General features: G+C 49.1%; 18 protein-coding genes. 7 read left to right on the top strand and 11 right to left on the bottom strand.

All coding sequences use genetic code 11. The features are described 5' to 3' along the window. Positions 1-20 precede the first annotated feature (20 nt). Positions 21-3,482, bottom strand: a complete 3,462-nt coding sequence (gene mfd / locus NL324_RS06415; protein WP_436298245.1) for a transcription-repair coupling factor — start codon at positions 3,480-3,482, stop codon at positions 21-23. Positions 3,483-3,614: 132 nt separating this feature from the next. Between mfd and NL324_RS06410 the strand changes: the two genes are divergently transcribed. The 3 genes from NL324_RS06410 (at position 3,615) to NL324_RS06400 (ending at position 6,216) form a co-directional block, all read left to right on the top strand. Continuing rightward, a complete protein-coding gene (locus NL324_RS06410) occupies positions 3,615-4,469 on the top strand; it encodes a PHP domain-containing protein (protein ID WP_253306800.1) in 855 nt (284 codons plus the stop codon). A gap of 41 nt (positions 4,470-4,510) precedes the next feature. Next, positions 4,511-5,347, top strand: a complete 837-nt coding sequence (gene rluB / locus NL324_RS06405; protein ID WP_253306799.1) for a 23S rRNA pseudouridine(2605) synthase RluB — start codon at positions 4,511-4,513, stop codon at positions 5,345-5,347. Between the two features lie 509 nt (positions 5,348-5,856). Then, complete coding sequence (locus NL324_RS06400; RefSeq protein ID WP_253306798.1) at positions 5,857-6,216, top strand: hypothetical protein; 360 nt, start codon at positions 5,857-5,859, stop codon at positions 6,214-6,216. 655 nt (positions 6,217-6,871) lie between these two features. Here NL324_RS06400 and lipA read toward each other — a convergent pair. The 6 genes from lipA to NL324_RS06370 form a co-directional block, all read right to left on the bottom strand. Further along, positions 6,872-7,837 (bottom strand): lipoyl synthase, encoded by a 966-nt coding sequence (gene lipA, locus NL324_RS06395; protein ID WP_253306797.1) that lies wholly within the window; start codon positions 7,835-7,837, stop codon positions 6,872-6,874. A 6-nt stretch (positions 7,838-7,843) separates the two neighbouring features. Beyond that, positions 7,844-8,500, bottom strand: coding sequence for a lipoyl(octanoyl) transferase LipB (gene lipB, locus NL324_RS06390; RefSeq protein WP_253306796.1), 657 nt, complete (start codon positions 8,498-8,500; stop codon positions 7,844-7,846). Positions 8,501-8,533: 33 nt separating this feature from the next. Further along, positions 8,534-9,712, bottom strand: a complete 1,179-nt coding sequence (locus NL324_RS06385) for a serine hydrolase (protein WP_253306795.1) — start codon at positions 9,710-9,712, stop codon at positions 8,534-8,536. Between the two features lie 173 nt (positions 9,713-9,885). Next, positions 9,886-10,194: a hypothetical protein gene (locus NL324_RS06380; RefSeq protein WP_253306794.1), complete on the bottom strand. Its 309-nt coding sequence runs from the start codon at positions 10,192-10,194 to the stop codon at positions 9,886-9,888. A 342-nt stretch (positions 10,195-10,536) separates the two neighbouring features. Further along, positions 10,537-11,457, bottom strand: a complete 921-nt coding sequence (locus tag NL324_RS06375; protein WP_253306793.1) for a hypothetical protein — start codon at positions 11,455-11,457, stop codon at positions 10,537-10,539. Between the two features lie 742 nt (positions 11,458-12,199). Next, positions 12,200-13,147 carry a hypothetical protein gene (locus NL324_RS06370; protein ID WP_253306792.1) on the bottom strand — a complete coding sequence of 316 codons (948 nt, stop codon included), beginning with the start codon at positions 13,145-13,147 and terminating at the stop codon, positions 12,200-12,202. A gap of 873 nt (positions 13,148-14,020) precedes the next feature. Here NL324_RS06370 and hemA point away from each other — a divergent pair. Genes hemA through kdsA form a run of 4 tightly spaced genes read left to right on the top strand, consistent with a single transcriptional unit; the run spans position 14,021 to position 18,177 of the window. Continuing rightward, positions 14,021-15,340, top strand: a complete 1,320-nt coding sequence (gene hemA, locus NL324_RS06365) for a glutamyl-tRNA reductase (RefSeq protein ID WP_253306791.1) — start codon at positions 14,021-14,023, stop codon at positions 15,338-15,340. Then, positions 15,337-16,422: a peptide chain release factor 1 gene (gene prfA, locus NL324_RS06360; RefSeq protein ID WP_253306790.1), complete on the top strand. Its 1,086-nt coding sequence runs from the start codon at positions 15,337-15,339 to the stop codon at positions 16,420-16,422. The genes hemA and prfA overlap by 4 nt, the downstream gene beginning before the upstream one ends. Further along, a complete protein-coding gene (gene prmC, locus NL324_RS06355) occupies positions 16,419-17,270 on the top strand; it encodes a peptide chain release factor N(5)-glutamine methyltransferase (protein ID WP_253306789.1) in 852 nt (283 codons plus the stop codon). The genes prfA and prmC overlap by 4 nt, the downstream gene beginning before the upstream one ends. A 31-nt stretch (positions 17,271-17,301) precedes the next feature. Continuing rightward, entirely contained in the window at positions 17,302-18,177 is an 876-nt protein-coding gene (gene kdsA / locus NL324_RS06350; RefSeq protein ID WP_253306788.1) for a 3-deoxy-8-phosphooctulonate synthase, read from the top strand. A 41-nt stretch (positions 18,178-18,218) separates the two neighbouring features. On the opposite strand, the gene argS is transcribed toward kdsA, so the two are convergent. The 4 genes from argS to NL324_RS06330 all read right to left on the bottom strand — a co-directional run bounded on the left by argS (position 18,219) and on the right by NL324_RS06330 (position 22,930). Beyond that, entirely contained in the window at positions 18,219-19,946 is a 1,728-nt protein-coding gene (argS, locus tag NL324_RS06345) for an arginine--tRNA ligase (protein ID WP_253306787.1), read from the bottom strand. A gap of 164 nt (positions 19,947-20,110) precedes the next feature. Further along, on the bottom strand, positions 20,111-21,127 hold the full coding sequence (cmoB, locus tag NL324_RS06340; RefSeq protein WP_253306786.1) for a tRNA 5-methoxyuridine(34)/uridine 5-oxyacetic acid(34) synthase CmoB: 1,017 nt from the start codon (positions 21,125-21,127) through the stop codon (positions 20,111-20,113). 6 nt (positions 21,128-21,133) lie between these two features. Then, positions 21,134-21,871 (bottom strand): carboxy-S-adenosyl-L-methionine synthase CmoA, encoded by a 738-nt coding sequence (gene cmoA / locus NL324_RS06335; protein ID WP_253306785.1) that lies wholly within the window; start codon positions 21,869-21,871, stop codon positions 21,134-21,136. Positions 21,872-21,997: 126 nt separating this feature from the next. Further along, positions 21,998-22,930, bottom strand: coding sequence for a hypothetical protein (locus NL324_RS06330; protein ID WP_253306784.1), 933 nt, complete (start codon positions 22,928-22,930; stop codon positions 21,998-22,000). Positions 22,931-23,094 lie beyond the last annotated feature (164 nt).

Below are 23,094 nucleotides of genomic sequence, written 5' to 3'. Positions count from 1 at the left end.
AAGATTTTTTTGGAAATGGGCTAACCTACTGCCGTCAACAATGATTGATTAAGTATTTCTAGCAATGCTTGGACAAATTGCAACCGCTCTGCGGGCTCGGGGAGCGGCTTAGTGAACTGCAAGCGGGTCGGCCCCTTCAGGCGAAAGGTGTGTGGTTCACGTTGCAGTAGAGTGATTAATCTCTGTGGATCGAGTGGCGTGGTCTCCTGAAAGATCAGGCTGCCGCCCGCGGCGTGCCCCTCAATCCGTTTTAGGCCCAGCGGCTGAGCTAACAGCCGTAGCTGTGTCAACTGCAGCAGCTGATCAGCCGGCAGCGGCAAGGGGCCAAAGCGATCGATTAACTCACTGCGTAGTGCTTGCACTGTACGCTGATCATCCGCACTCGCCAGCCGTTTATAGAACGACAGCCGAAGGTTCACATTAGCAATATACTGCTCCGGCAGTAAGGCTGATAGCCTCAATTCAATCTCTGTTTGTTGGCTAGTGAGCTGTGCCAAGGTCGGCTCCTGGCCCTTTTTAAGCGCCTTCACCGCCTGATCTAACAGCTCTTGATAGAGCGTAAAACCGACGGCACTCATCTGACCACTCTGCTCAGCCCCTAATAGCTCCCCAGCCCCACGAATATCGAGATCGTGGCTAGCCAACGCAAAGCCTGCCCCCAACTCGCCTAAAGATTCAATCGCCTCTAACCGCTTACGGGCATCTGGGGGTAGCTGTTTAAGCGGTGGTGTCAGTAGATAGGCGTAGGCTTGATGGTGTGAGCGGCCTACCCGTCCGCGCAGTTGATGCAGCTGGGCCAAACCAAAGCGATCAGCACGGTCAATAATCATGGTGTTGGCGGTCGGAATATCAATTCCAGTTTCAATAATGGTACTACAGACCAAGACATTAAAGCGTTGGTGATAAAAATCGGACATCAGCCGCTCTAACGCCCGTTCACCCAGCTGTCCATGACCAATGCCAATGCGTGCCTCGGGTAGCAGCTGTTGCAGCTTAGCCGCCGCCTGCTCAATGGTTTTTACCTCGTTATGCAGATAGTAGATCTGCCCACCGCGCAAGATCTCCCGTTGCAATGCCTCCCGCACCATGGCGGCATCATACTCCCGGACAAAGGTTTTTACCGCCAGCCGGCGGATCGGCGGGGTGGCGATGATGGAGAGATCACGCATCCCCTGTAGCGCCATATTTAAGGTGCGTGGTATCGGTGTGGCGGTCAGGGAGAGTAGATCAATATGGGCCCGCAGCGCTTTGATCTGCTCTTTTTGCTGCACACCGAAGCGGTGCTCTTCATCAATAATCAATAACCCCAAGTTTTTCAGCTTTAATGAACCGTGTAGTAACTTATGGGTGCCGATCACCATATCAATGCTGCCTGTAGCCAGTTGGGAGAGGACCTGCTGTTGTGCTTTAGCGGTGCGGAAGCGGGAGAGCACCTCAATGCGGATCGGCCAGTTGGCAAAACGGTCACGGAAGGTCTCTGCATGTTGCTCCGCCAGTAGCGTGGTGGGAACCAGTAGCAGCACCTGTTGATGGTTGCTGATAGCCACAAAGGCAGCCCGTAGGGCCACCTCGGTTTTTCCAAAACCGACATCCCCACACACTAACCGATCCATCGGAGCGGGTTGTTGCATATCCTGCAGGACTGCCTGAATGGCGGTCGCTTGATCCGGGGTCTCATCAAAGGGAAACCCTTGACAGAAGCGCTGATACTCTGCTGGATCAAGCTGGTAGGCAAGGCCAGGCTTTGCCGCCCGTTGCGCATAAATCTCCAGCAGCTCTGCAGCCACATCCCGTGCTTTTTCTAGCGCTTTCTGCCGCGCTTGCGTCCAGTGATCACTGCCCAGTTTGTGTAAGGGTGCTGATGCGTCTGAGGCGCCACTATAACGGCTGATCACCTGCAGTGAGGTGACTGGCACATAGAGCGTTGCTTCATCAGCATACTGCAGTACCAGGTACTCCGCTGCGATCCCCTGGGTCTCTAAGGTGGCTAAACCACGGTAGCGACCGATACCATGTTGTAGATGGACCACCGCCTGATCAGGCGTCAGCTCGGCCAAATGGCGTACCCAGGAGTCGAGCTGCGACGTTTTTTTCCGAGAAGGGGTGGGTGAGTGGTGTACCCGCTCACCTAAGAGATCGGCTTCGGTGATCAAAGCCCACTGTTCACCCACTATCACCCCTTGCTGACAGGGGGTGATGAGAATAAAGGGCCCTCGACCCTGAGCCTCGGAGAGCTGCTGAATCGGCTGTAGCCTGAGATTTAGCGGCTGTAGCAGCTCACTGAGTACCTCACGGCGGCCAGCGCTGTCGACCGAAAAGAGCAGGGTGCCTGGAAAATGCTCTGCAAACTGCCGTAACGCACTAAAAGGGCTCTTGGGCTGGCTTGCGAGCTGTAGATCAGGCAGGGGTTGCAGTGGGGGCGCTGCTGCTTGAGCATGATTCAGTGCAGCGTGTTGCAGATGCAACCGAGGGTAGCGCTTAAACTCCGTAAACAGCTGATCAACACGACACCACAACTCATCAGGCGGTAGCAGCGGTCGTAGGGGATCACAGCCGCGGCTGGCAAAGCGCTGCTCAATGGATTTCCAGAACTGTTGTGCCGTGGGTTCGAGATCTTCACCCAGGGTTACCAACAGCGTGGTGGCGGGTAGGTAAGCAAACAGCGTCGGCAGCGGCTTTTCAAAAAACAGCGGCTGCCAGTACTCAATTCCAGGAGGGAAAATTGCCCGGCTCACCTGCTGGTAGAGCTGTTCTGCCTCGCGAAGGACAGCAAAGCGTTCACGCCATTGACGTCGAAAGCACTCAATACTGTTAGCATCGGTTCCAAATTCATGAGCAGGGAGCAGCTGGATACGCTGAATGGGTTGAGGGTGTGATCGTTGACTGTCGATGTCAAAGGTGCGAATAGACTCTAAGGTTACGCCGAAAAAGTCCAACCGATAGGGCTTTTGAGATCCCATCGGAAAGAGATCGATCAACGAGCCCCGCAGTGCGAATTCGCCATGTCTCAGCACTTGATCCACCAGTTGATAACCCGCCTGCAGCAGCTGTTCACGCAGTACCTCACGGGAGAGTGGTTGATCAAGCGCTATGAGTAACGCCTGATTGGTCAAAAACTGGCGAGGGAGTAGTCGCTGCATTAAGGTGTGCAGCGGGACGATGAGACAGCCTTGGTTAAGATTGGGCAACTGATAGAGCGTCGTCAGACGCTCCGAAATTCTATCGGCATCTGGAGAGAAGCTATCATACGGCAGCGTCTCCCAGTCGGGGAGTAGGATCACCGGCTGTTGGGTAAAGTGGGGCAGCTCCAGCTGTAGCCGCCGTGCAGTCGCATAATCAGCGACGACTAACAGCACCAGCCCAGGGTGCTGGTGGATGATTTGTGCGGTGATCAGCGACGAGGCGGCGCCAGGGAACGTTTGATAACGCTGGAGTGCTCCAGCGACATGGGGCAGTGGAAGGGAAAAATCAGAAAATATCAAGACCGTTTATCCGTTGGGGGTGCACCGGTTTAGAATCAGGAGTCACCAGCACTCATTAAACCTAGGCCATGCATGGTATTCTCAGAGCGTATCAGAGTACAATAGCTGCCGGTAAATTTAGCTGATTGATGAATGATTGTATACGATTTACATACCCACACGACAGCCTCTGATGGTGTGTTAACCCCCACCGAGCTGGTGCAGCGAGCGGTAGAGCAGGGGGTTCACATCTTGGCGATTACCGATCATGACACTACCGTGGGATTCGCGGAAGCTGCTCGTGCGATTGTAGCACAGCAGTCACCACTGCAATTAATTGCAGGCGTTGAAATCACTAGCCGCTGGGGCTACCAGGATATCCATGTGGTGGGGTTACAGATCAGCACCACTCATGATCAGCTACACGCCCTATTAACCCAACAGTGCCAGCAGCGTTATCACCGGGCGCAAGCGATTGCTGACTATTTAGCACAGCAAGGGATCCCGGGGATTTGGTCAACATTAACAACGGAGTATCGCGACACCACGGCGCTAACGCGCTATCATATCGCTCAAGTTTTAGTACGGCAGCAGATCTGTCGAGATACTCAAACTGCCTTTCGTCGCTACTTAACGGCCCCTGATCTAAACGCTTTAGCAGCCCCCTGGTGCACAGTAGCGCAAGCAGTGCAAGTGATTCACGCAGCTGGTGGCCAAGCAGTATTAGCGCATCCTGGCCGTTATGGTTTGGGGAGTCTACGGTTACAGCAATTAATCGCTGACTTTTGTGCTGCTGGCGGCGACGCGCTAGAGGTGGCACATTGTCGACAGTCATCGGCCCAACGGCAATTATTGGCTAGTTACGCTCAGCGTCATCAATTACTAGCTTCACAGGGCTCAGATTTTCATTATCCTGGCGGACACTATGAATTGGGACGGGATCTGCTGTTGCCGATCATCTGTACGCCGATAGGGCACTCCTGGGTGACTCAGAGAGCGACTGGTTAGCCCCTGCCTTTTGATAACCCAAATTAAAGAGTAGTAGCGTGATGCAAGAAAAATTACATAAAGTATTGGCACGGGCGGGCCATGGCTCACGTCGTCAACTAGAGCGCTGGATTGCTGAGGGGCGGATTAGCATCAACGGTTGTGTCGCCAAAACTGGCGAACGGATTGATGCCAGGCAACCGCCTCTCTTAACCCTGGATCAGCGGCCGTTGATATTATCTCATCAACCCCTAACCCCCTGTCGTGTGCTCTGTTACTACAAGCCTGAGGGTGAACTCTGTACTCGTCAGGATCCACAGGATCGGCCGACGATTTTTAGTCGGTTACCCCGATTATCGACTGGGCGGTGGATCACCATCGGGCGTCTTGATCTGAATAGCAGTGGCCTATTACTCTTGACCAATGATGGGGAGCTAGCCAACCGACTGATGCATCCCCGCTACCAGGTGCAGCGGGAATATGCCGTTCGTGTATTTGGTACTGTCACTGCAGAGCAGCTACAGCGCTTGCGCCAGGGGGTCCGCTTGGAAGATGGTATCGCCCGCTTTGATACCCTGATCCCTCAAGGCGGGCAGGGGAGCAACCAGTGGTTTAAGGTGATCTTACGGGAAGGACGGACCCGAGAGATCCGTCGGCTGTGGCAGTCCCAAGGGGTGCAGGTCAGTCGTTTGATCCGCATCCGTTATGCTGACGTTGATCTACCCAAGCAGTTAAGCCGTGGATGCTGCCAGGAGCTGCCAGCGGTGGAACTCGATCGACTACGGCGACAGGTGGGGTTACTGCCCGTTCAAGAAGAGCCCACTATCTCTCATCTAGTCACTCATTCTAAAAAAACTAAGATCCACCAGCGGTCACGTCGGCGCCCTCGAGGCCATTAAGATGCATGAGTGGCCTAGTGAACCTAATCACCCCCTGGTTAGCCGCTGCTTGCTCCACTGCCGAAAGTGACCTTTTTAAAAAATATCATATAAAATCAATCACTAAACACTATGAAAGTTATTTTTTGTTAAAAATTTATTGTCTAATTAAGAATTTTAAGTTAAATTTGTAAGCGTTGATTTTATTTAATGATAGTCATAACAGGATGCTATAACTCTATAACTTACATAGGCGTAAAATGGTATAATAACCCAGACTGCCGCTATCAGTAAAAAGCAGTGACTGGCTGTGCTTAGTGTATTTTTTCGTTATCAGCGTACAAAATTTTTAGAAGCTATCGAGTTTTTTAAACAACTTACTGTTCTATAAGAAAAACCTCTTAACATGACTTGATAAGTTTAATAAAAAAATTTTAAAAACACTTCTGGCTATTAGTATGAATTATTAATAGTTTCTGGAAGTATGTATTTGTTTAAAACTAAGTTAGTCGTTCATTGGAGAATTTATCGTGTCTGAGTATTATTGTACTATTGCGGACCAGGCCTATGGTGCTGCTTTAAAGATCGTACAATTAAATCTATGTAATGGTACTTGCCATAAAGTTTTTGCGGAAGTCATAGAATCAGGTGGATCGACGATCGAAGCAAGTTTCAAGAGTCTTAATAATTTAGTATCCAATAAATTTTATGATGATATAACCTTTAGTAACTTAGTGGAAAGCTTATGTGGTTCATTGGATAGTGATAATGATGGTAGCTATTTTTTCTTATCGGTAGGCGCTGTTTTGGGAATTGGCCTCAGTTTTTGTGCTTATTCATTTTGCACCAGAGTGGTCGATCAAAATAATTATGTAAAAACCCAAGTTTAAAGTCTGTTATTTAATTTTATTAATACCTATCAAAGCACTACCTATTAACGGAAACCTTGGAAGTATCCTACTTAGACGGTCTGCTCATCAGCGCTGATCCCGTTTGAAATAAGCGCACCTTCAGACACTGTGAGTAGCCCTCACAGCGATCATCGTTTTATCGACTATGCTTGTTAGTAGAGGGCGATAGTGGTAGTGCGCGCAGCTCGGTAGGTAGCCGCGTTCACTGGGCGATCGCCTGTTTGATCAACTACAAGGAGTCCATGATGGATCTGCATGAGCTGATTGAGTATACCGTACAATTTAGGCGATTGGCTCTCCTACTGGCTGCGGTATCACTGTAGTCAGGCGATTAGCCACCGCTGGCCCTGGAGGAAATAACCTAAACTCAGATCTGGCAGTGTCGCTTTTTTCCAACCTCGAGGCGTTAGCGGGGTGTTTATTGGCCGATTTTTTGGCCCCTTACGGGCATTAGTCCCTTTTGCTGCCTGGATCTGTCGTATGCAGCCGTGTGCGTTCCAGCTGGCCAATATCACTTCCGGTTGTTTGTGGGCTTGGGTTACTCCTAGCACCGGGTGCGTTTGGGATCCCCTGGCTTGAACGCTATTTTCCACAGTGGTTTAACTAACGCCCAGCTGCCAACAGAACCTGTTAGTTATTTGATTTCAATCCCCTGAGCTTGTTGATCAGCATGATAAGAGGAGCGTACCAGTGGCCCACAAGCCGCCTGAGTAAACTGTAAATCAAGCGCTGCCTGTCTGAACTGTGTAAATTCCAGAGGTGAAACATAGCGAGCGACCGCCAAGTGGTGACGACTGGGCTGTAAATATTGTCCGACCGTTAACATGCTCACCTGATGCTCCCGGAGATCTCGCATCACTTGGATAATTTCTTCATTACTCTCCCCCAAGCCGACCATTAATCCCGATTTGGTAGGAATGCTGGGGTTAGCCGATTGAAAACGTTGTAACAGCTTCAGTGAGGCTCGGTAATTGGCACCCGGACGGACCTGGCGGTAAAGACGCGGTACGCTTTCGATATTATGGTTAAAGACATCTGGTGGCGTAGCACTGAGAATAGCCACTGCTGGATCCAGCCGCCCACGAAAATCTGGAACTAAAATTTCAATTTTAATGTGTGGGCTTTCAGCTCGGATGGCCTGAATACAGGCAGCAAAGTGTTGTGCTCCACCATCAGGTAGATCATCACGATCCACTGAAGTGATGACGACATACTGCAACTGCATTTCACGGATAGCCAACGCTAACTGGCGGGGCTCCTGCGGATCAGGAGCCAATGGTCGACCATGAGCAACATCACAAAAGGGGCAGCGGCGGGTGCAAATCGCCCCTAAAATCATAAAAGTAGCCGTCCCCTGGTTAAAGCACTCTGAGAGATTAGGGCACGCCGCCTCTTCACAGACGGAGTGCAGACCATGCCGGCGTAACGCCCCCTTAATCTTTTGAATACGCTGGCTATCGACTGGTAATTTAATTTTCATCCAGGGGGGCTTGGGTAGCGGAGCCTGCTCGGTGACGGGTAGATTTCTGAGCGCAATACGACCGATTTTATCGGCATCCCGATATTGAATGCCGGGCTGTTTAGGAGACGTTTTAGCCATCCAATCTCAATGCTCTTTAAAAGGGGCTACAGGGGAGCGATCACCAAAGCGATCACCCAGTTGATAACGTGCATGATGTAACATCACTGCTTGTACATCAGCAAGCTTTATAGCAGGGATCCAATCTGCCATCTGGCACAGCTGTAAATGGGGATCACCACAGGGGTGAATCCCCGCAAAGGGGCGCAAATCCATATTGACATTCAATGCGAACCCATGCAGAGAGCAACCGTGACTGATGCGCAATCCCAGTGAGCCAATTTTAAGCGCTCCGACATAAACCCCCGGGGCTCCTGCACAGGTGCGGGCGGTGATTCCAAAGTGGGCAAGCGTATCCAGGGCACTTTGCTCTAGCGCTTGGATAAGTTGGCGTACCGACAGTTGACGACGCGGTAAATCAATGAGCCAGTAGGTAATCAGTTGACCAGGACCATGATAGGTGATCTGGCCACCGCGATCACTCTGGACTACCGGGATGCTTCCCGCATCGATCAGGTGCTGCGCTTTACCGGATCGTCCTTGGGTAAAAACAGGATCATGTTCTAACAACCATAACTGATCAGGTGTGCTGGCAGTTCGCTCTGCAGTAAAGGTTTGCATCTGCTGCCAAACCACTTGGTAGGGCTGCTGTGCTAACTGCAAGATCTGTAGCTTGTGAGGCAACGGTTCATTCACCACGGACGATCTCAGAATAGATTAAGGCTTATCATGCCACCGTAGTGTGAGGGTATCTCTACAACGAGTCAGCCATGAACCACGCGCCACTGGCTCCAGCACCTGTAAAGGCCGCTCTGCGAGTAACTTTCCTGCTAATTCAAAGCGCACAAGACCGACGATCTGATGTTGCCGTAAGGGTGCTTTCAGCACGCCATCCAGCTGATAATGGGTGGTGACGGCTTGGCTTCGACCGCGCGGTAAGGTGAGGGAGAGGGGCTCCACTACCCCCAAGGGGACCTCTGGCTGTACCCCGAACCAGACCCGCCCTTTAGTGACAACGTCACCAGCAGCTACTATAGTGCGGCGCTCGAAAAACCGAAACCCCCACTGCAACCATTTTTTGCCTTCAGCAGCCCGAGCGGCTGCGGTAGGAGCCCCCAACACTACCGCGATCAACCGTCTATCACCGTCGGTCGCTGAAGCGACTAAGTTAAAACCGGCTTGACTGGTGCCACCGGTTTTGACCCCGTCAGTTTGCAGGCTGCTATCCCATAATAGGGTATTGCGGTTAGCCTGTGTAATTCCATTGTAGGTAAAGGTTTTTTGTTGGTAGTGTTGGTATTCCTCGGGTAGCTCTCTAATCAATGCACTGGCCAAACGGGCCATATCTCGAGCAGTAGTATATTGATCAGGGTGGTCAAGCCCATGCACATTGATAAAGCGCGTGTTAGCCAGCTGCAGCGCCTGAGCATAGTGGTTCATCAGAGTGACCAGTGCTGATTCACTACCGGCGATATGCTCAGCCATGGCGACACAGGCATCATTGCCAGACTGAATAATAATGCCCTTTTGCAGATCGGCAACTGGCACACGTTGGCCAAGTTTAAGAAACATTTTGGAGGAATCGGCAAACTTAATTCTGTCTGAAGCCTCTTGAGAGACGACGACTTGATCTGACAACTGAATGGTTCCCGTCTTCAACGCCTGACCCACCACATAGCTCATCATTATTTTGACTAAGCTAGCGGGGTAATGTTGAAGATCGGCTTGTTGCTCAGCTAAGACTTGCCCAGAGTGATAATCCAGTAAGATGGCGCCAGTAGCCTGGATAGTCGGGGCGGGTGTCAGAGGCAATGTCGCCGTAGCATCAGTGGTTAGGAGGCATAAGAGTAACCCAGTGCTCAGAAGCTTTAAGGGGTTACTGTGGCGAAAACGCATCGTTATCATCAGCTGTAACAATCTAGTTTGGTCAAGACGGTACTATAACAAATTTTTCTTTACCGCACACGAACGCTCATGCCCCATACCAAGGCACGGGCCCTATAAAGCATGAACGCTTATAGTGACCTGGTAACTTTAAAGAGTAATATTATTCCTCTTTAATATTATGTTTATTTATTAATCTTTAAAGGGTTTTTAGGCAACTGCTGTTCGAAGCTTTTGAACTCTTTCCCAGCTAAACGAGGCCGCAGTGTGCATTGATGAGTGGGTTTCTGAATCATGCGCTGCTGCAAATTATGGTTGTTAGGACTCAAGCGAACTCCTGAAGGAGGAGCGACTGCGACTAAGCCCGGCTGAGCCGCGCTAGCGACTTTAATCCTGTATTCTCCTAACTTCCGCGGAACGTTGCTACCCTCTTTGGAGAGGGAGTCTGCAGAGAGAGGGGCAGTAGTGGTGGGTAATTGTGTTTTCATCGGCATAGTGGCCTCCTGGATAACTCTCTGATAGCAGTACTCATTCATTGAACTAGAGTATAGTCTACTGGATTATACGCTCTGTAGAGTAGTCGGGTTTACACCTTAAAATGATAGGGTGCTTCAGAGAACGGTCCAGTGGGAGTCGGGCAAGATAGGCTAAAATAGCTCCTGCTCATAAGACAATTAATCAATGATAGGAGGGTAATCAGCATCGGATTTTGACCAGAGATTTAGAGTTTTTCCTGGCGAAATTTGAAGAGATAGGAGTTATTAACAGCCTCACGGTTGGAGTGGTCAGCTGCCTCTCAGTGGTCGTCATCAGCATTACCTCCCCTTCACTGATAACTACCCCGGCAGATTCAATGGCTTGCGACGGCAGGCAGCAGCCGCTAATTGGTGAGCATGCTTGAGTTGTTGATAGGATTCACGTAGGTTTTTCAGAGCTGCCACAATAGGTCTGGGGAGGAGTTGATGCTGCCATTGGCTGATGAGCGTCTCCAGCAGTTTCAGGAGTTCCTCCATCTGTTTTTCCGCTATGCAGGGATCCCGCTTTTTTTTCTCCCAATTCAACAGCTCAGTCACGGCCAGGTCAACGCTATCTAATTGCTTTTGCAAAGCCTGCTTGGTGGCGAATTCACCTTTAGAGCTCTGCTCTGCTAGTTTTTGTTTAACGCTGGTATCTAACGGTGGTTTAATTTTATTCAGTTGATCAATCATCTCGTTTAAAGGTGCTAAAAATAGCGCCCTCGAAATAGCCCGCTCGCTGGCTAATAAGGGTTTACTACCTTCGGTGAGGGTTTGAAAGCTACGACTGGCAATGGAGAAATCGGTGGCAACTGGCGGCAGGGAGTGATACACAAGAGGTTGTTGGTTACTAGTACTATGCTGCACTATAGTGGTTTCGGTGCTAATTTTCGGTTTACGCTCACTTTGAAAAGCTGTGGTATTATTAGGGTTGTTTTTAGTGATCTCAGTTTTTTGGGCGGCGGCCCTCGTCAAGTTGGCCCCTGGTCCGGAGATCCGCATTAAATATATAAAAGGATTGTCACTATCTTTAGAAAAACCCTGACGCATAGCTTGAGAAAGGGTAGATTGTTCGGGAAGGGAAGCTGTTTTCTGCAGGGCTTGCCGTCTCTCCCAGGAGATCTGGTGAGCCCCCAGGCGTTTGCCACTGAGTGCCACACCGGCTAGTCGATGATGTTGATTCGCATCCAACCGCGCGGCCGCTTTAGTCAGTAAAGCTATCTCATTGACTAGTCTACTCATAGCTCTATAGTTAGAGAATGAAATTCTCGATTGCTGCTGGTTACTATGATCAGTTACAAGAGAACAGGGTGTGTCCGCTGCGGCATTGGATGCACTAGTCAAATAATTACGATGAGCTGACGGTGTTGGAGCAGCTGTATCCGTTAGTGGTTTTTCTGCTACACCATGCTCTCCTATATTTCCAGCGGCTGCTGTGGTAGATGACGTTTTTTCACCGCCTTGATCTTCTATTTTTTTGTGAATTATTTCCAACAAACACCAAAGAACATTTTCTTCTGCTACAGAATTGTTTATATCCATACTATTCTCCACAGAATCAAGAGATTCCTTAAGCATTTCTATAATAGCCAGTAAATGTGATCGAAGCTCCGGATTTTCTATGATGTCTTCTATCTCTGCTAGTGAATGCGGAATTTTATAGGCATTTTCTCCATTCAATAATTTTAACGGCGGTTCTTGGAGGGCAGTAGACAGGAGGTTTCGAATTCCATTAATATCTTTTATTGGATTGGGGCCGTTAGCCAGCCTGTAAGTTCGACCACTACCACCAGGAGATGGCCCTGAGTAAGTGGGTTGATTCTGTGTCGTAGGAGCACTAATGATAGTAGCAGGCGGCTCGCCAGGGGGGAGCGTAGAGTTTGACATAACCGCCTGCCTCACACTTTACTAAATGATTAGCAAAGTCTACTAACGCTTGCACAATAATTGCAAGTTATTACATTAACAACAACCCCGTAACTTATCAAATCAACTCTAACGGGATAGCTTTCAACGCTTTTAAAATATTGTCTATCTCTGAATCTGATTTATCTAGTATTATGCGATTAGTTCCTAAAACTTTAGCAATCTCCCAGGAGTCAACAGGACGAACTTTGGGGGCAACTGTTTCTAAAATAGCTCGGCGTTCTGGATGATCCATATTACGCAACCCAACTTCCACATTGTGAATAGTCTGTTCAATCAGTTTTAAAAAATCTCTGTCTACTGTTCCCGCTTTTTTGACTTTTTCAAACTCCTGCTTCACTGTAGGTAATTGTCTCCTGACAACACCACTGGCGGCGTAAGGGCGACATAAATCACGTAAAACTACTCTTGGTTCGTCGTTTATGGTACCAGTCAGCAATCTTTGACAATCATGATTAAATTCTAATATTTCTTGTGGGCAGAATTTTTTATAATCAATAAAATACCTTGATTCTGACTGATAAACTAGTTTTTTGATTTTTTGTGGATTATTGACCAGTTTTTTTATGACTTCTATAGTTTCATAGTTTTCTGCGATCAGCGGATGGCTCTTGTCAGTGTTTTTTGTTTCTTTTAGATAGGCTGTAATAAATTGGTTTTTTATGCCCACAGCTTCTGTCAGTCTAGAGTCAAACTGTTTAAGCTTCTCAGTATCAGTCTGCTCCCTAACAGCAAATCTACGCAATAGATTGAGGGTGTTACCCTTTGCTAGATAGGAGTAATGAAGCAAATTGTATTGCTGAGGAGTCAGGTGTAGTTTGTTTGATAAATAGCATTCACTTTGAAGTGGAACTTTAGTATGCTGAACGGTTCGAGGATTTGAGGTAGAACGCTCCCCTAAGTCATTAAGAGTAGCAGTATTGCCATGATTTCGGTTAACACCTGGCGGTGAGTTAACAGTGCTCTCACGAACGCTGTTAGTTTTCATACAATTGAATAGACGCATAGTACGGTTCTCCATAGTGATGAGTATAACTCATACTCACAAGGTTTTATCGTAGCAGCCTCGTCACCTAAAGCACTATTAGGGATTTTGCTTAATTTATTTTCAACGCTTTTAAAATATTGTCTATCACGGTTATTTTTAGAAATATCTGTGTTTTTTTGAATGGTATGTAATACGGCTGCATATTCTGCAAAATGATTGTTAGATGAAACCCCTAGGGCAGTGTTATTGGGCAGCCTGTTATTCTCTTTATGGCGTGACCAGGGAGGAGGATGCTGCTGGTGCGCATACTATTCTGATATGTAAAACAACACAATAGGGTCATGGACACTTCCTACCGGGATGAAATTTGAACTTATCCTGCCATTTTAGCTGATTCGTGAAGCGATCACTAGCACTATTAAAAGTTTAATCTCTGTTACAGTTATAATAGAAAAATTGTTTATTTGCTATCTTTTATCACTATTAATTAACTTTTAAAGATTTAGAGAAAGCACCTAAATTTCATAGCCTATCTGTAAGGGAAATTATTATTCCCTTTGGTGGTCAAAGACAATGAATATCTCATTTTTCATTAGTTCATGACAGCGTGCATCACCCGTAGAATAGATTGCCGGGTTATCTTGAATTCGCACGCCCATAGATAGCCGCCTCTACTACACGCTTGCAAGCTGCTGCACTGTTAATGAGCGTGGACGACCGAACCGTTTGTCGGCGTCTTTGGCGCGAAGGATCCTGGACTGAGTCCGCTCAATGAACAATCAGCGCACTTTTATTGTACTCAACCATCCAGTACACTAGTCTCTTTCAATGATGAACGATTCCCACAGAGTCGTTCAAGCCATTTAACCGTTATCGGATCGACGTTGCTGTATGACCCTGTTGGTGCTCGGTATTAATGATAAAAGGTCGCCACTGGTGCTCCGTGAGCAGCTGCTATTCCTACCATCACAACGGGCTGCTGTCTATACCGCTCTGCTACAACAACCGTCGATTCAAGGCGTGCTGTTACTCTCAACCTGTAATCGGAGTGAGATTTATCTCCAATCGACACTGGCCTCACCAGCTGCTTTAGAAGAACAGGTGCAGCAGCTTCTCGATTGGTGGAGCCATTATCATGCGGTTCCTCTTGCAGTATTAAAGGAACAGCTTTATTGGCACACTGATCAGGCTGCCATTACCCATTTAATGCGAGTTGCCGTAGGTTTAGATTCAGTCATTGTCGGCGAATCGCAGATCTTAGGACAGGTGAAACAGGCCTATCATCAGGCACAACAGCAGCAAGCGCTGACCCCTATTTTGATACGGCTGTTTCAACAGGTTTTCTATACGGCTAAACAGACGCGTCGGGAGACAGGGCTAGGAAACAATGCACCGTCAGTAGCAACCATCGCGTGCCGGTTAGCTCGTCAGCAGATCAGCACCTGGTCCACCGCTTCGGCACTGCTGATAGGTGCTGGAGAGGCCATGACTTTGGTGGCCCACCAGCTCTATAAACAATCGGTTGGTCAACTAATCCTGGCAGCTCGTCACTGTGAACGGGCCACCTCCTTAGCCTGCAGTGTCAAAGCAACTCTGATTACACTACACTCATTACCACAGTGGTTGCCGACTGTAGATATCGTGATCAGCGCGACTAGCAGCCCGGAACCCATCCTCAATAGCGCCTTAGTCGATCAAGCGCTGCAACAGCGGGCTGCCACTAAGGCCCCTTTACTACTGCTGGATCTGGCAGTACCTCGGGATATGGCAGCAGAGATTGCTCAATTATCAGGGATTCGGTTGTATACTATCGATGATGTCCAGGCAACACTGTACTCCCAGCAGGCTCAACAGCAAATAGCTATCGTGCAAGCTGAAGCGATGGTGAGCCGAGCCGTAGTTGCGTTTATGGGGTGGTTAGCCAGCACCTCGCGAACGGTAGTCATTCGCCAGTTTCGGGAGCAGGCCCATCAACGGCGACAGCAGTTAGAACAGCAAGCTTTGGCTGCTTTACAACAGGGGATAGCAGCGGAGCAGGTGGTGCAGCAATTGGCGTATCAATTGACCAACCAGCTGCTCCATCAGCCGACTAAACTACTCCAATGGCTGATCCAACAGCCCAGCGAGCTGCTAGGGAAACCGCTGCAGCAGGCGTCAGATAACCCCATACCCTTAGAAAAAACCCGAGCAGACAGGATATTGGACTCATGAAGGCATCATTGGTTGCTAAATTGCAGGGATTGCACCAGCGTTATCAAGAGTTGGCTGCACTGTTGAGTGATAGCGCGGTCATCGCTGATCAAACCCAGTTTTGTGCCCTGTCCCGTGAATATGCCCAGTTGACCGAGATCATGGCGTGCTTTACCCAGTGGCAGCAGGCACAAATCGATTTAGAAACCGCCCAAGCACTGCTAGATGATCCCGAATGGCAGGAGTTGGCACAAGCAGAGATCCAGCAGAGTAGTGAACAGCTGGCCACCTTGGAACAATCATTACAGGGTCACTTAATTCCCTGTGATCCCCAGGATGAGTGCTCCTGTTTTTTAGAGATCCGCGCAGCTACAGGGGGCGATGAAGCGGCGATCTTTGCCGGTGATCTGTTTCGTATGTATAGCCGTTATGTTGAGACTCAGCGCTGGGGGATCAGTATCCTCAGCAGCAATACCGGAGATCAAGGTGGTTTTAAAGAGCTGATCGTAAAAATCAGCGGTAGAGGTGCCTATGGTCTCCTCAAATTTGAATCTGGGGGCCATCGCGTGCAGCGGGTCCCTAGCACGGAGTCGCAAGGTCGGGTGCACACCTCCGCCTGCACAGTTGCCGTGATGCCGGAGGTTGCAGCAGCAGAGGTGCAACAAATCAGTCCAGCTGATCTGAGAATCGATACCTTTCGCTCCTCGGGTGCCGGTGGCCAGCACGTCAATACCACCGATTCCGCCATTCGCATTACCCATCTGCCCAGTGGACTGGTCGTCGAGTGTCAGGATGAGCGCTCACAGCATAAAAACAAGGCCAAGGCGATGTCAGTATTAGCGGCACGACTTCGCGCCGCTGAGCAACGGGCACGGCAGCAGGAGACCGAAACATTACGCCGTAACTTATTGGGCAGTGGTGATCGCTCTGATCGTATCCGTACCTATAATTTTGCGCAAAACCGCGTGACGGATCACCGGATTAATTTGACCCGTTACTGCTTAAGTGAACTACTGGAAGGGCAGCTTGATTTGCTCATCCAGCCACTACAGCAAGAGCATCAAGCGGATCAACTAGCTAATCTAGCTGATCAACTAGCATGACTTACCAGCAGTGGTTACAACAGGCCATCGCGCTGCTGTCGCCTGGGACCTCAACTCCCCGCTGTGAGGCTGAAGTGCTGCTCTCCTGGGTGAGTGGCCAATCCCGTACTTGGTTGTTGGCTTATGGGGAGACCCCCTTAACGCCTTCCCTCCTGCAACAGTTGGCAGTGTTGGTTCAGCGGCGCCAGCGGGGGGAACCCATCGCTTATTTGGTAGGGCAACGAGAGTTTTGGTCGTTGCCCTTACAGGTGACCTCGGCGACCCTGATTCCGCGGCCAGAAACCGAGCACTTAGTCGAAGAGACCTTAGCACGGCTTCCTAAGTCTCCCTGTGAGATCCTGGAGTTGGGAACAGGCTGCGGTGCCGTCGCCTTAGCGTTGGCCCAAGAGCGGCCTGATTGCCAGATCACGGCCATTGATTGCTGCCCGCAGGCTGTCGCAGTCGCACAATGCAATGCTCAGCGGTTAGCACGACAGAATGTCACCTTTCTCATTGGAGAGTGGTTTACACCGGTATTGCAGCGTCAATTTAGCGCTATCGTGAGTAATCCCCCCTACTTGGAGGCTGCCGATCCTCATCTACAATCGGGTGATCTGCGCTTTGAGCCCCGAAAGGCTTTGGTCGCTGCAGAGGGCGGATTGGCGGCTTTACAGCACATTATCCAACAGGCTGGAAACCATCTACTCCCTGGTGGCTGGTTACTGGTAGAGCATGGTTGGCAGCAAGGCCCCGCGGTTTTTGAACGGCTACTAGCGGCCGGGTATGGGCAGGTAGCTACCTTAGACGATTTAGCCCAACAGCCACGACTAGGTATTGGGCAAGCTGCCACAGGCTTATTATCCCATTGATAGCGGCATCACTTTGTTCGGAGAACACCCCATGAGTGCAACTTCACCATCCCTACAAAAAACAGTTCATATTGGCACGATGCCGGTGGCTAACCACCTGCCGTTTGTACTGTTTGGTGGCATGAATGTATTAGAGTCGCAGGATCTAGCTTTTAGAATTTGTGAGCACTATGTTCAAATCACCGACCAATTAGCCATTCCTTATGTATTTAAAGCCTCCTTTGATAAAGCTAATCGCTCTTCGGTACAGAGCTATCGTGGCCCAGGATTAGAGAGTGGCCTAAAAATTTTGCAGGCCCTTAAAGAGACCTTTGGGGTGAAACTGATGACGGATGTGCACCAGCCACAGCAAGCTAAAGCGGTAGCTGAGGTCGTGGATGTCTTACAACTACCAGCCTTTTTAGCCCGCCAAACCGATCTCATAGAGGCGCTAGCCCGCACTGGAGCAGTGATTAACATCAAGAAGCCACAATTTATTAGCCCACAGCAGATGATTCATATTGTTAAAAAATTTCGCGCATTTGGTAACCAACGCTTATTATTATGTGAACGTGGCAGCTGTTTTGGTTATGATAATCTGGTAGTGGATATGTTGGGTTTTAAAGTGATGCAGCAGGTGACCGGCGGTTATCCGCTGTTATTTGATGTGACGCATGCATTGCAGTGTCGTGATCCCTTAGCAGGGGCCTCAGATGGGCGTAGCGCCCAGCTGGCCGAGCTAGCGCGCGCGGGCCTGGCAGTGGGATTAGCAGGTCTATTTCTAGAGGCGCATCCCGATCCGAGCCGCGCACAGTGTGATGGCCCATCAGCACTGCCTCTGTCGCAGTTGCAGCCTCTGCTACTACAGTTGAAAGCGATTGATGAGTTAGTTAAATCCTTTTCAACGTTAGAGGAGTGCAGTAGCTAGCGAGGCGGCTAGCGTTATTGTTTAACACAGTTTGGTACTCTCTACATTCGATCCAAGGTTTCAATCCCCAACGTGGCTAATCCTTGTTGCAGCGTCTTGGCAGTTAAGGCTGCCAACTTGAGCCGGCTCTGACGTTCAGCCGGTTGACTCGCCTTAAGGATAGGACACTGCTCATAAAAACTCGAGAAGAGACCGGCTAACGCATATAAGTAGTGGCACATCAGATGGGGCAATCCCTCTGCAGCCACTTGATAGAGGGTCTCTTCAAATCGCAGCAGTTGAACAGCCAGGCGCTGCTCAGCGGGTTGAGAGAGGCGGAGCGTTCCAGATAACTGATCGGGGGCACACTGTGCTCGCTTAAAGAGTGAGATAATACGGCTATAGGCATAGAGCAGATAGGGGGCTGTGTTACCTTCTAAGCTCAACAGGCGCTCCCAGTCGAAGCAGTAATCGGTCGCACGATGCTTGGCGAGATCAGCATATTTCAGTGAACCCATGGCGATCACCTCGACTGCCTTCTGATGCTGTTCAGGGGTCAAGTCTGGGTTTTTCATCGTGATTAATCGCTCGGCTCGCTCTAGGGCTTCATCCAGCAGATCAGCCAGTTTGATGGTGTCACCGCTGCGGGTTTTAAAGGGTTTACCATCGGCACCCAGCATCATACCAAAAGCGTGATGTTCTAACGTCGTCTGAGGCGGGAGATAGCCCGCTTGCCGCACAATAGCCCAGGCCTGTTGCAGGTGCTGCTGTTGCCGGGAATCAACATAGTAGAGTAGCCGATCAGCGGCATAGGTGTCATAGCGATATTTGGCACAGGCGATATCGGTCGTAGTGTAGAGAAAGCCACCATCACTTTTCTGGACAATCACTCCCATTGGTTCGCCGTTTTTGTTAGTGAACTGTGGCAAATAGACCACCCAAGCCCCTTCACTGGACACTGCCAAGCCTTGGGCCTTGAGATCAGCAATGAGAGGGGGCAGGTGCGGGTTATACAGACTCTCTCCCATGACATCGTCAGGGGTCAGCAGGATTTTAAGACGCTCGTAGAGCCTTTGATTTTGCTGCATGCTGATCTCCACCATCTGGCGCCACTGCGCCAAGTGGTGTGGGTCCCCCTGTTGCAGTTGTACTACCGCCAGGCGTGATCGCTCAGCAAAAGCGGGATCACTATCGTAGCGCTGTTTGGCTTGACGGTAACCCTGTTCCAAGGCTTGAAGGGTCAATGATGCGATCGGTTGTGAGTGCTCTGTCAGATGGGCGAGTAGCATGCCAAATTGCGTTCCCCAATCCCCGATATGGTTGGCGCGGATCACCCGGTGCCCTAGGCGTATCAAGGTGCGTACCATCGCATCGCCAATTACCGTTGAGCGGATGTGATGGACCGCCATCTCCTTAGCGACATTGGGTCCTGAATAGTCGACTACAATGGTCTGTGGTACAGCGGGGGTGACCGCCAACAGGGGATTCTGCAAAGCACACTCAGCTTGTTGGGCTAACCAATCAGGAGAGAGAAAAATATTGATAAAACCAGGACCGGCAATCTCGATGCGTTGTGCGATCGTTTGAAGATCTAAGTGGGCCATAACCTGCTCAGCTAGCTTTCTAGGAGCGCAGCCTAGTGGTTTAGCTGCGGCTAATAGTCCATTGACTTGATAGTCGCCAAACTGCGGTTGTGTGGCTGGACGGACTTGGGGATCCAAGGTGTCGGGTAGTTGGGCCGCCGCCAGCGCTTCCCTTACTTTTTGAGTAATCAACTGTTGCAGATGCACTCGGTTGCCTTTTTAGTGGTTGTCAATTTTTGGTTTATCAGGGCGTGTGGCACCCTAAGCTTTGTCTTCGCTCTAGGCCATTATCATACCGTGTCCACTCATGGTTGAAAATAGCGGCCATTCGGTTGTCAGGGGTGCTAGAAAGCACCATCGCCCAAGGGAAATTAAGGGCCGTTGGCCACGACTACCCCCCGTAGTGGGGCTGGGTAGCCCTCAATGGTTTTGTTGGGATCCTGGGGACTTAGCCAATGGAGCAGTGACTGTTGACCGCTCCAGTCGGTGCAGCGTTGCTCAGCGACCGTAGTGTGTGTTCGGTCTACTAGGCGTGGGTTGTTGAAACCGCAGCACTCTAGCCAAGTCAACAAGGTAGTTGCTGAGGGAATAGCGTAGACATTCCGCATCTGAGCATAACGCTGTTTAGGGAGCAGTAGGGGTACTGTCTCATCTGGTAACAGCAAGGTTTCTAGCACCAGTTCACCCCCCGGTCGTAGCTGCTGCTTGAGCTGTTGTAGGTGTTCAAGGGGATCACGACGGTGGTAGAGCACACCCATGGAGAAGACGCTATCAAAAGTCATCAGCGGCGGCAGTTGCTCTAAGGTATAGGGGAGCTGAACGACCGGAAGATCGCCCCCTAACAGCCGTTGCACAGCGGTGAACTGGGCTAAAAAACGCCCCATGGGATCGATTCCAAGGGCGCATCGAGCGCCCGCTCCGACCATCCGCCATAAGTAATAGCCATTGGCGCTGCCGACATCCAGAACTAAACGGCCCTTCAAGGGGGTGATATGTGGCAGCAATCGCTGCCACTTCCAGTCCGCTCGCCATTCACTGTCAATAGAGATGCCGTAGAGATTAAAAGGGCCCTTACGCCAGGGCGCCAGCTGGTGCAGTAATTCTGCCAACTGCCGTTGCCAAGGGCAGGGGGGCTCAGTGTTGGAGAGAGTCATTGAGTACGCTACCGCTGTTTCAGCTAAAAACTGGCCGTGTACTGTGACACTATTCTGGAGATCACGGGCTGTTGGAAGCACCGGGGGGAATTGCTGTACGATAGGCCACCCCTGCATAAAGAGGGTATACTGTGGGCTCTGCTGCCACATCGCCAACTGTGCAGGAAGATGCATGAGCCAGTGCTGCCAGCGTCGGCTGTTGGAGGCCTGATAGAGTGGTTCAATAGTCAGCATGGGGGGTTAAACTGAGTTTTTTAGCGCCAGGAGGGATCCAAAATTAAGGTATTGAAACCAGAGCGTGATCTGCTTAAAACCGGCACGCCTAAGACGAGCCTGGTGAGTTTCCAGGGTATCGATCCGCATCACCTGTTCTAAAGCGGTGCGTTTCTGGCTGATAGCCAACTCACTGTAGCCTTGAGCCCGTTTAAAATCAAGGTGCAACTCATCCAGCAGTTGATGCTGACTGGGATCAGTAAACGCCAGTTTTTCTGAGAGCATCAGCAAGCCCCCAGGTTGTAAACCTTGGTAGATCCGCTGCAGTATCCCCAAACGCTGTTCAGGTGCCATAAATTGCAGCGTAAAATTGAGCACTACCAGGGCGGCACCATCAATCGTAATCTCATTGAGATCCGCGTGAATGACTTGGATAGTGTGCTGCGCCCCCAAGGCGACTACTTGTCGTTGACAACCAGCCACCATCGCAGCAGAGCTGTCAATGGCGATAATTTGGCAGCCAGGGAGCGATAGGTGGTGATAGATAGCCAGGCTAGCCGCGCCCAATGAGCATCCGAGATCATAGGCACGGCTGTGAGGCCGCATAAAGCGCTTGGTCAGTTGACCAAGCGTATGAATAATGGTGTGGTAGCCTGGAATGGAGCGTTGCACCATATCCGGAAACACGGCAGCAACCGCGGTGTCGAATGTGAAATCTTCCAGAGTCGATCGTGGCGTGTCAAATAGCCTATCTCGGTTTGGCATGGTGTTTTTAGGCGGTTTATCTTAAAGATATAAGAGTCGATAGTATAATGGATGGCAGGGTTTTGTCCTACAGAAAATGCGTAGATGGTGACCTATCGCCTAAGCGCCAGGTCACCTGATGATCAGTTAAAATTTAAAAATAGAACCTGGATCATAAGGAGGATCAGAGATTAAAGGGCTTGGGTCGTTAACTGTAGTGCTTGGGGCGTTAACTGTAGTGCTTGCATTGATTTGTTCTATCAAATTTTGATCCTGCCCTACCGGAGGTTCTGGATTTTTTTTTGAATCAGTCTGATTTTTATTTATACATTTGTTAGCATAAGCAAGGTAACGGCTGCTAGATTGATTACAATCTATTAAATTATCCCACACACCGTTAGATTTAAATGCATTCAATATTTCACAATAATCGGTTAATGCTTTTTTAATAACAGTATCGCTGTCTGGCAATATTGCTATTAGTTTATCAATGTTTTCTTTGAAATCTTGTTCTTTTTTATTAAAAAAATCTGTGATTTTTATTGCTTCAGATTCTACACACTTGATGGTTAATCGTTCAAAATCACTACTGATAGCCTTTAGATTTTCTTTTATAGTCTTTATATTTTCTTTACTACATTTAGTTATATATTTTTCTATTCTTGTTAATAACGTTTTGTTGATTGCTTTTAGGAGCTCATCTTGTACTTTTTTTAGTTCATCTAACTTTTTACAAATTTCAAATTTACCATTTTTAAAAATGATAATACGGGTTAATTGGTTTTGGCTGTCTTTTATAAGACACTCTGCTTTACTTTTATCATTCTTACCGATGCTAGCTCTTGATGCTAGCTCTTTTTGTACACTCGTTTCTATTTTAAGTTCTCGGTTGAGCAGCTTTGACTCTAGGGTTTCTGTTATACTATCTATTTCTTTTATATTTTCTATATCTTTTTTAGTTTTTACAAAATAATCAATGCTATTATCAATAATTCGTATGGTTGCATTTTTATCTGTTTCATGTATTTGTATATTACTTGGAGAGACATTTGATGAGCTAGAAGCTTTTGTATGTGACATGATTAGTATTATCCTAAATTTTATAAATAAATATTAGTCTGTGCTTAAATAATATCATAACAATCATTAGGTTACTAATCTGTATTGCTATTGTCAATTATTTGATAGAAAAATTGTGAGATTGGGGAATCAATCACTGACTAGGCGACGTTACCACAGGATAA

It is taken from the genome of unidentified bacterial endosymbiont, from assembly GCF_918320885.1.
GTDB lineage: Bacteria > Pseudomonadota > Gammaproteobacteria > Enterobacterales.
The sequence above is the reverse complement of the archived record's forward strand: the minus strand, read 5'-3'. Positions and strand labels throughout refer to the sequence as shown.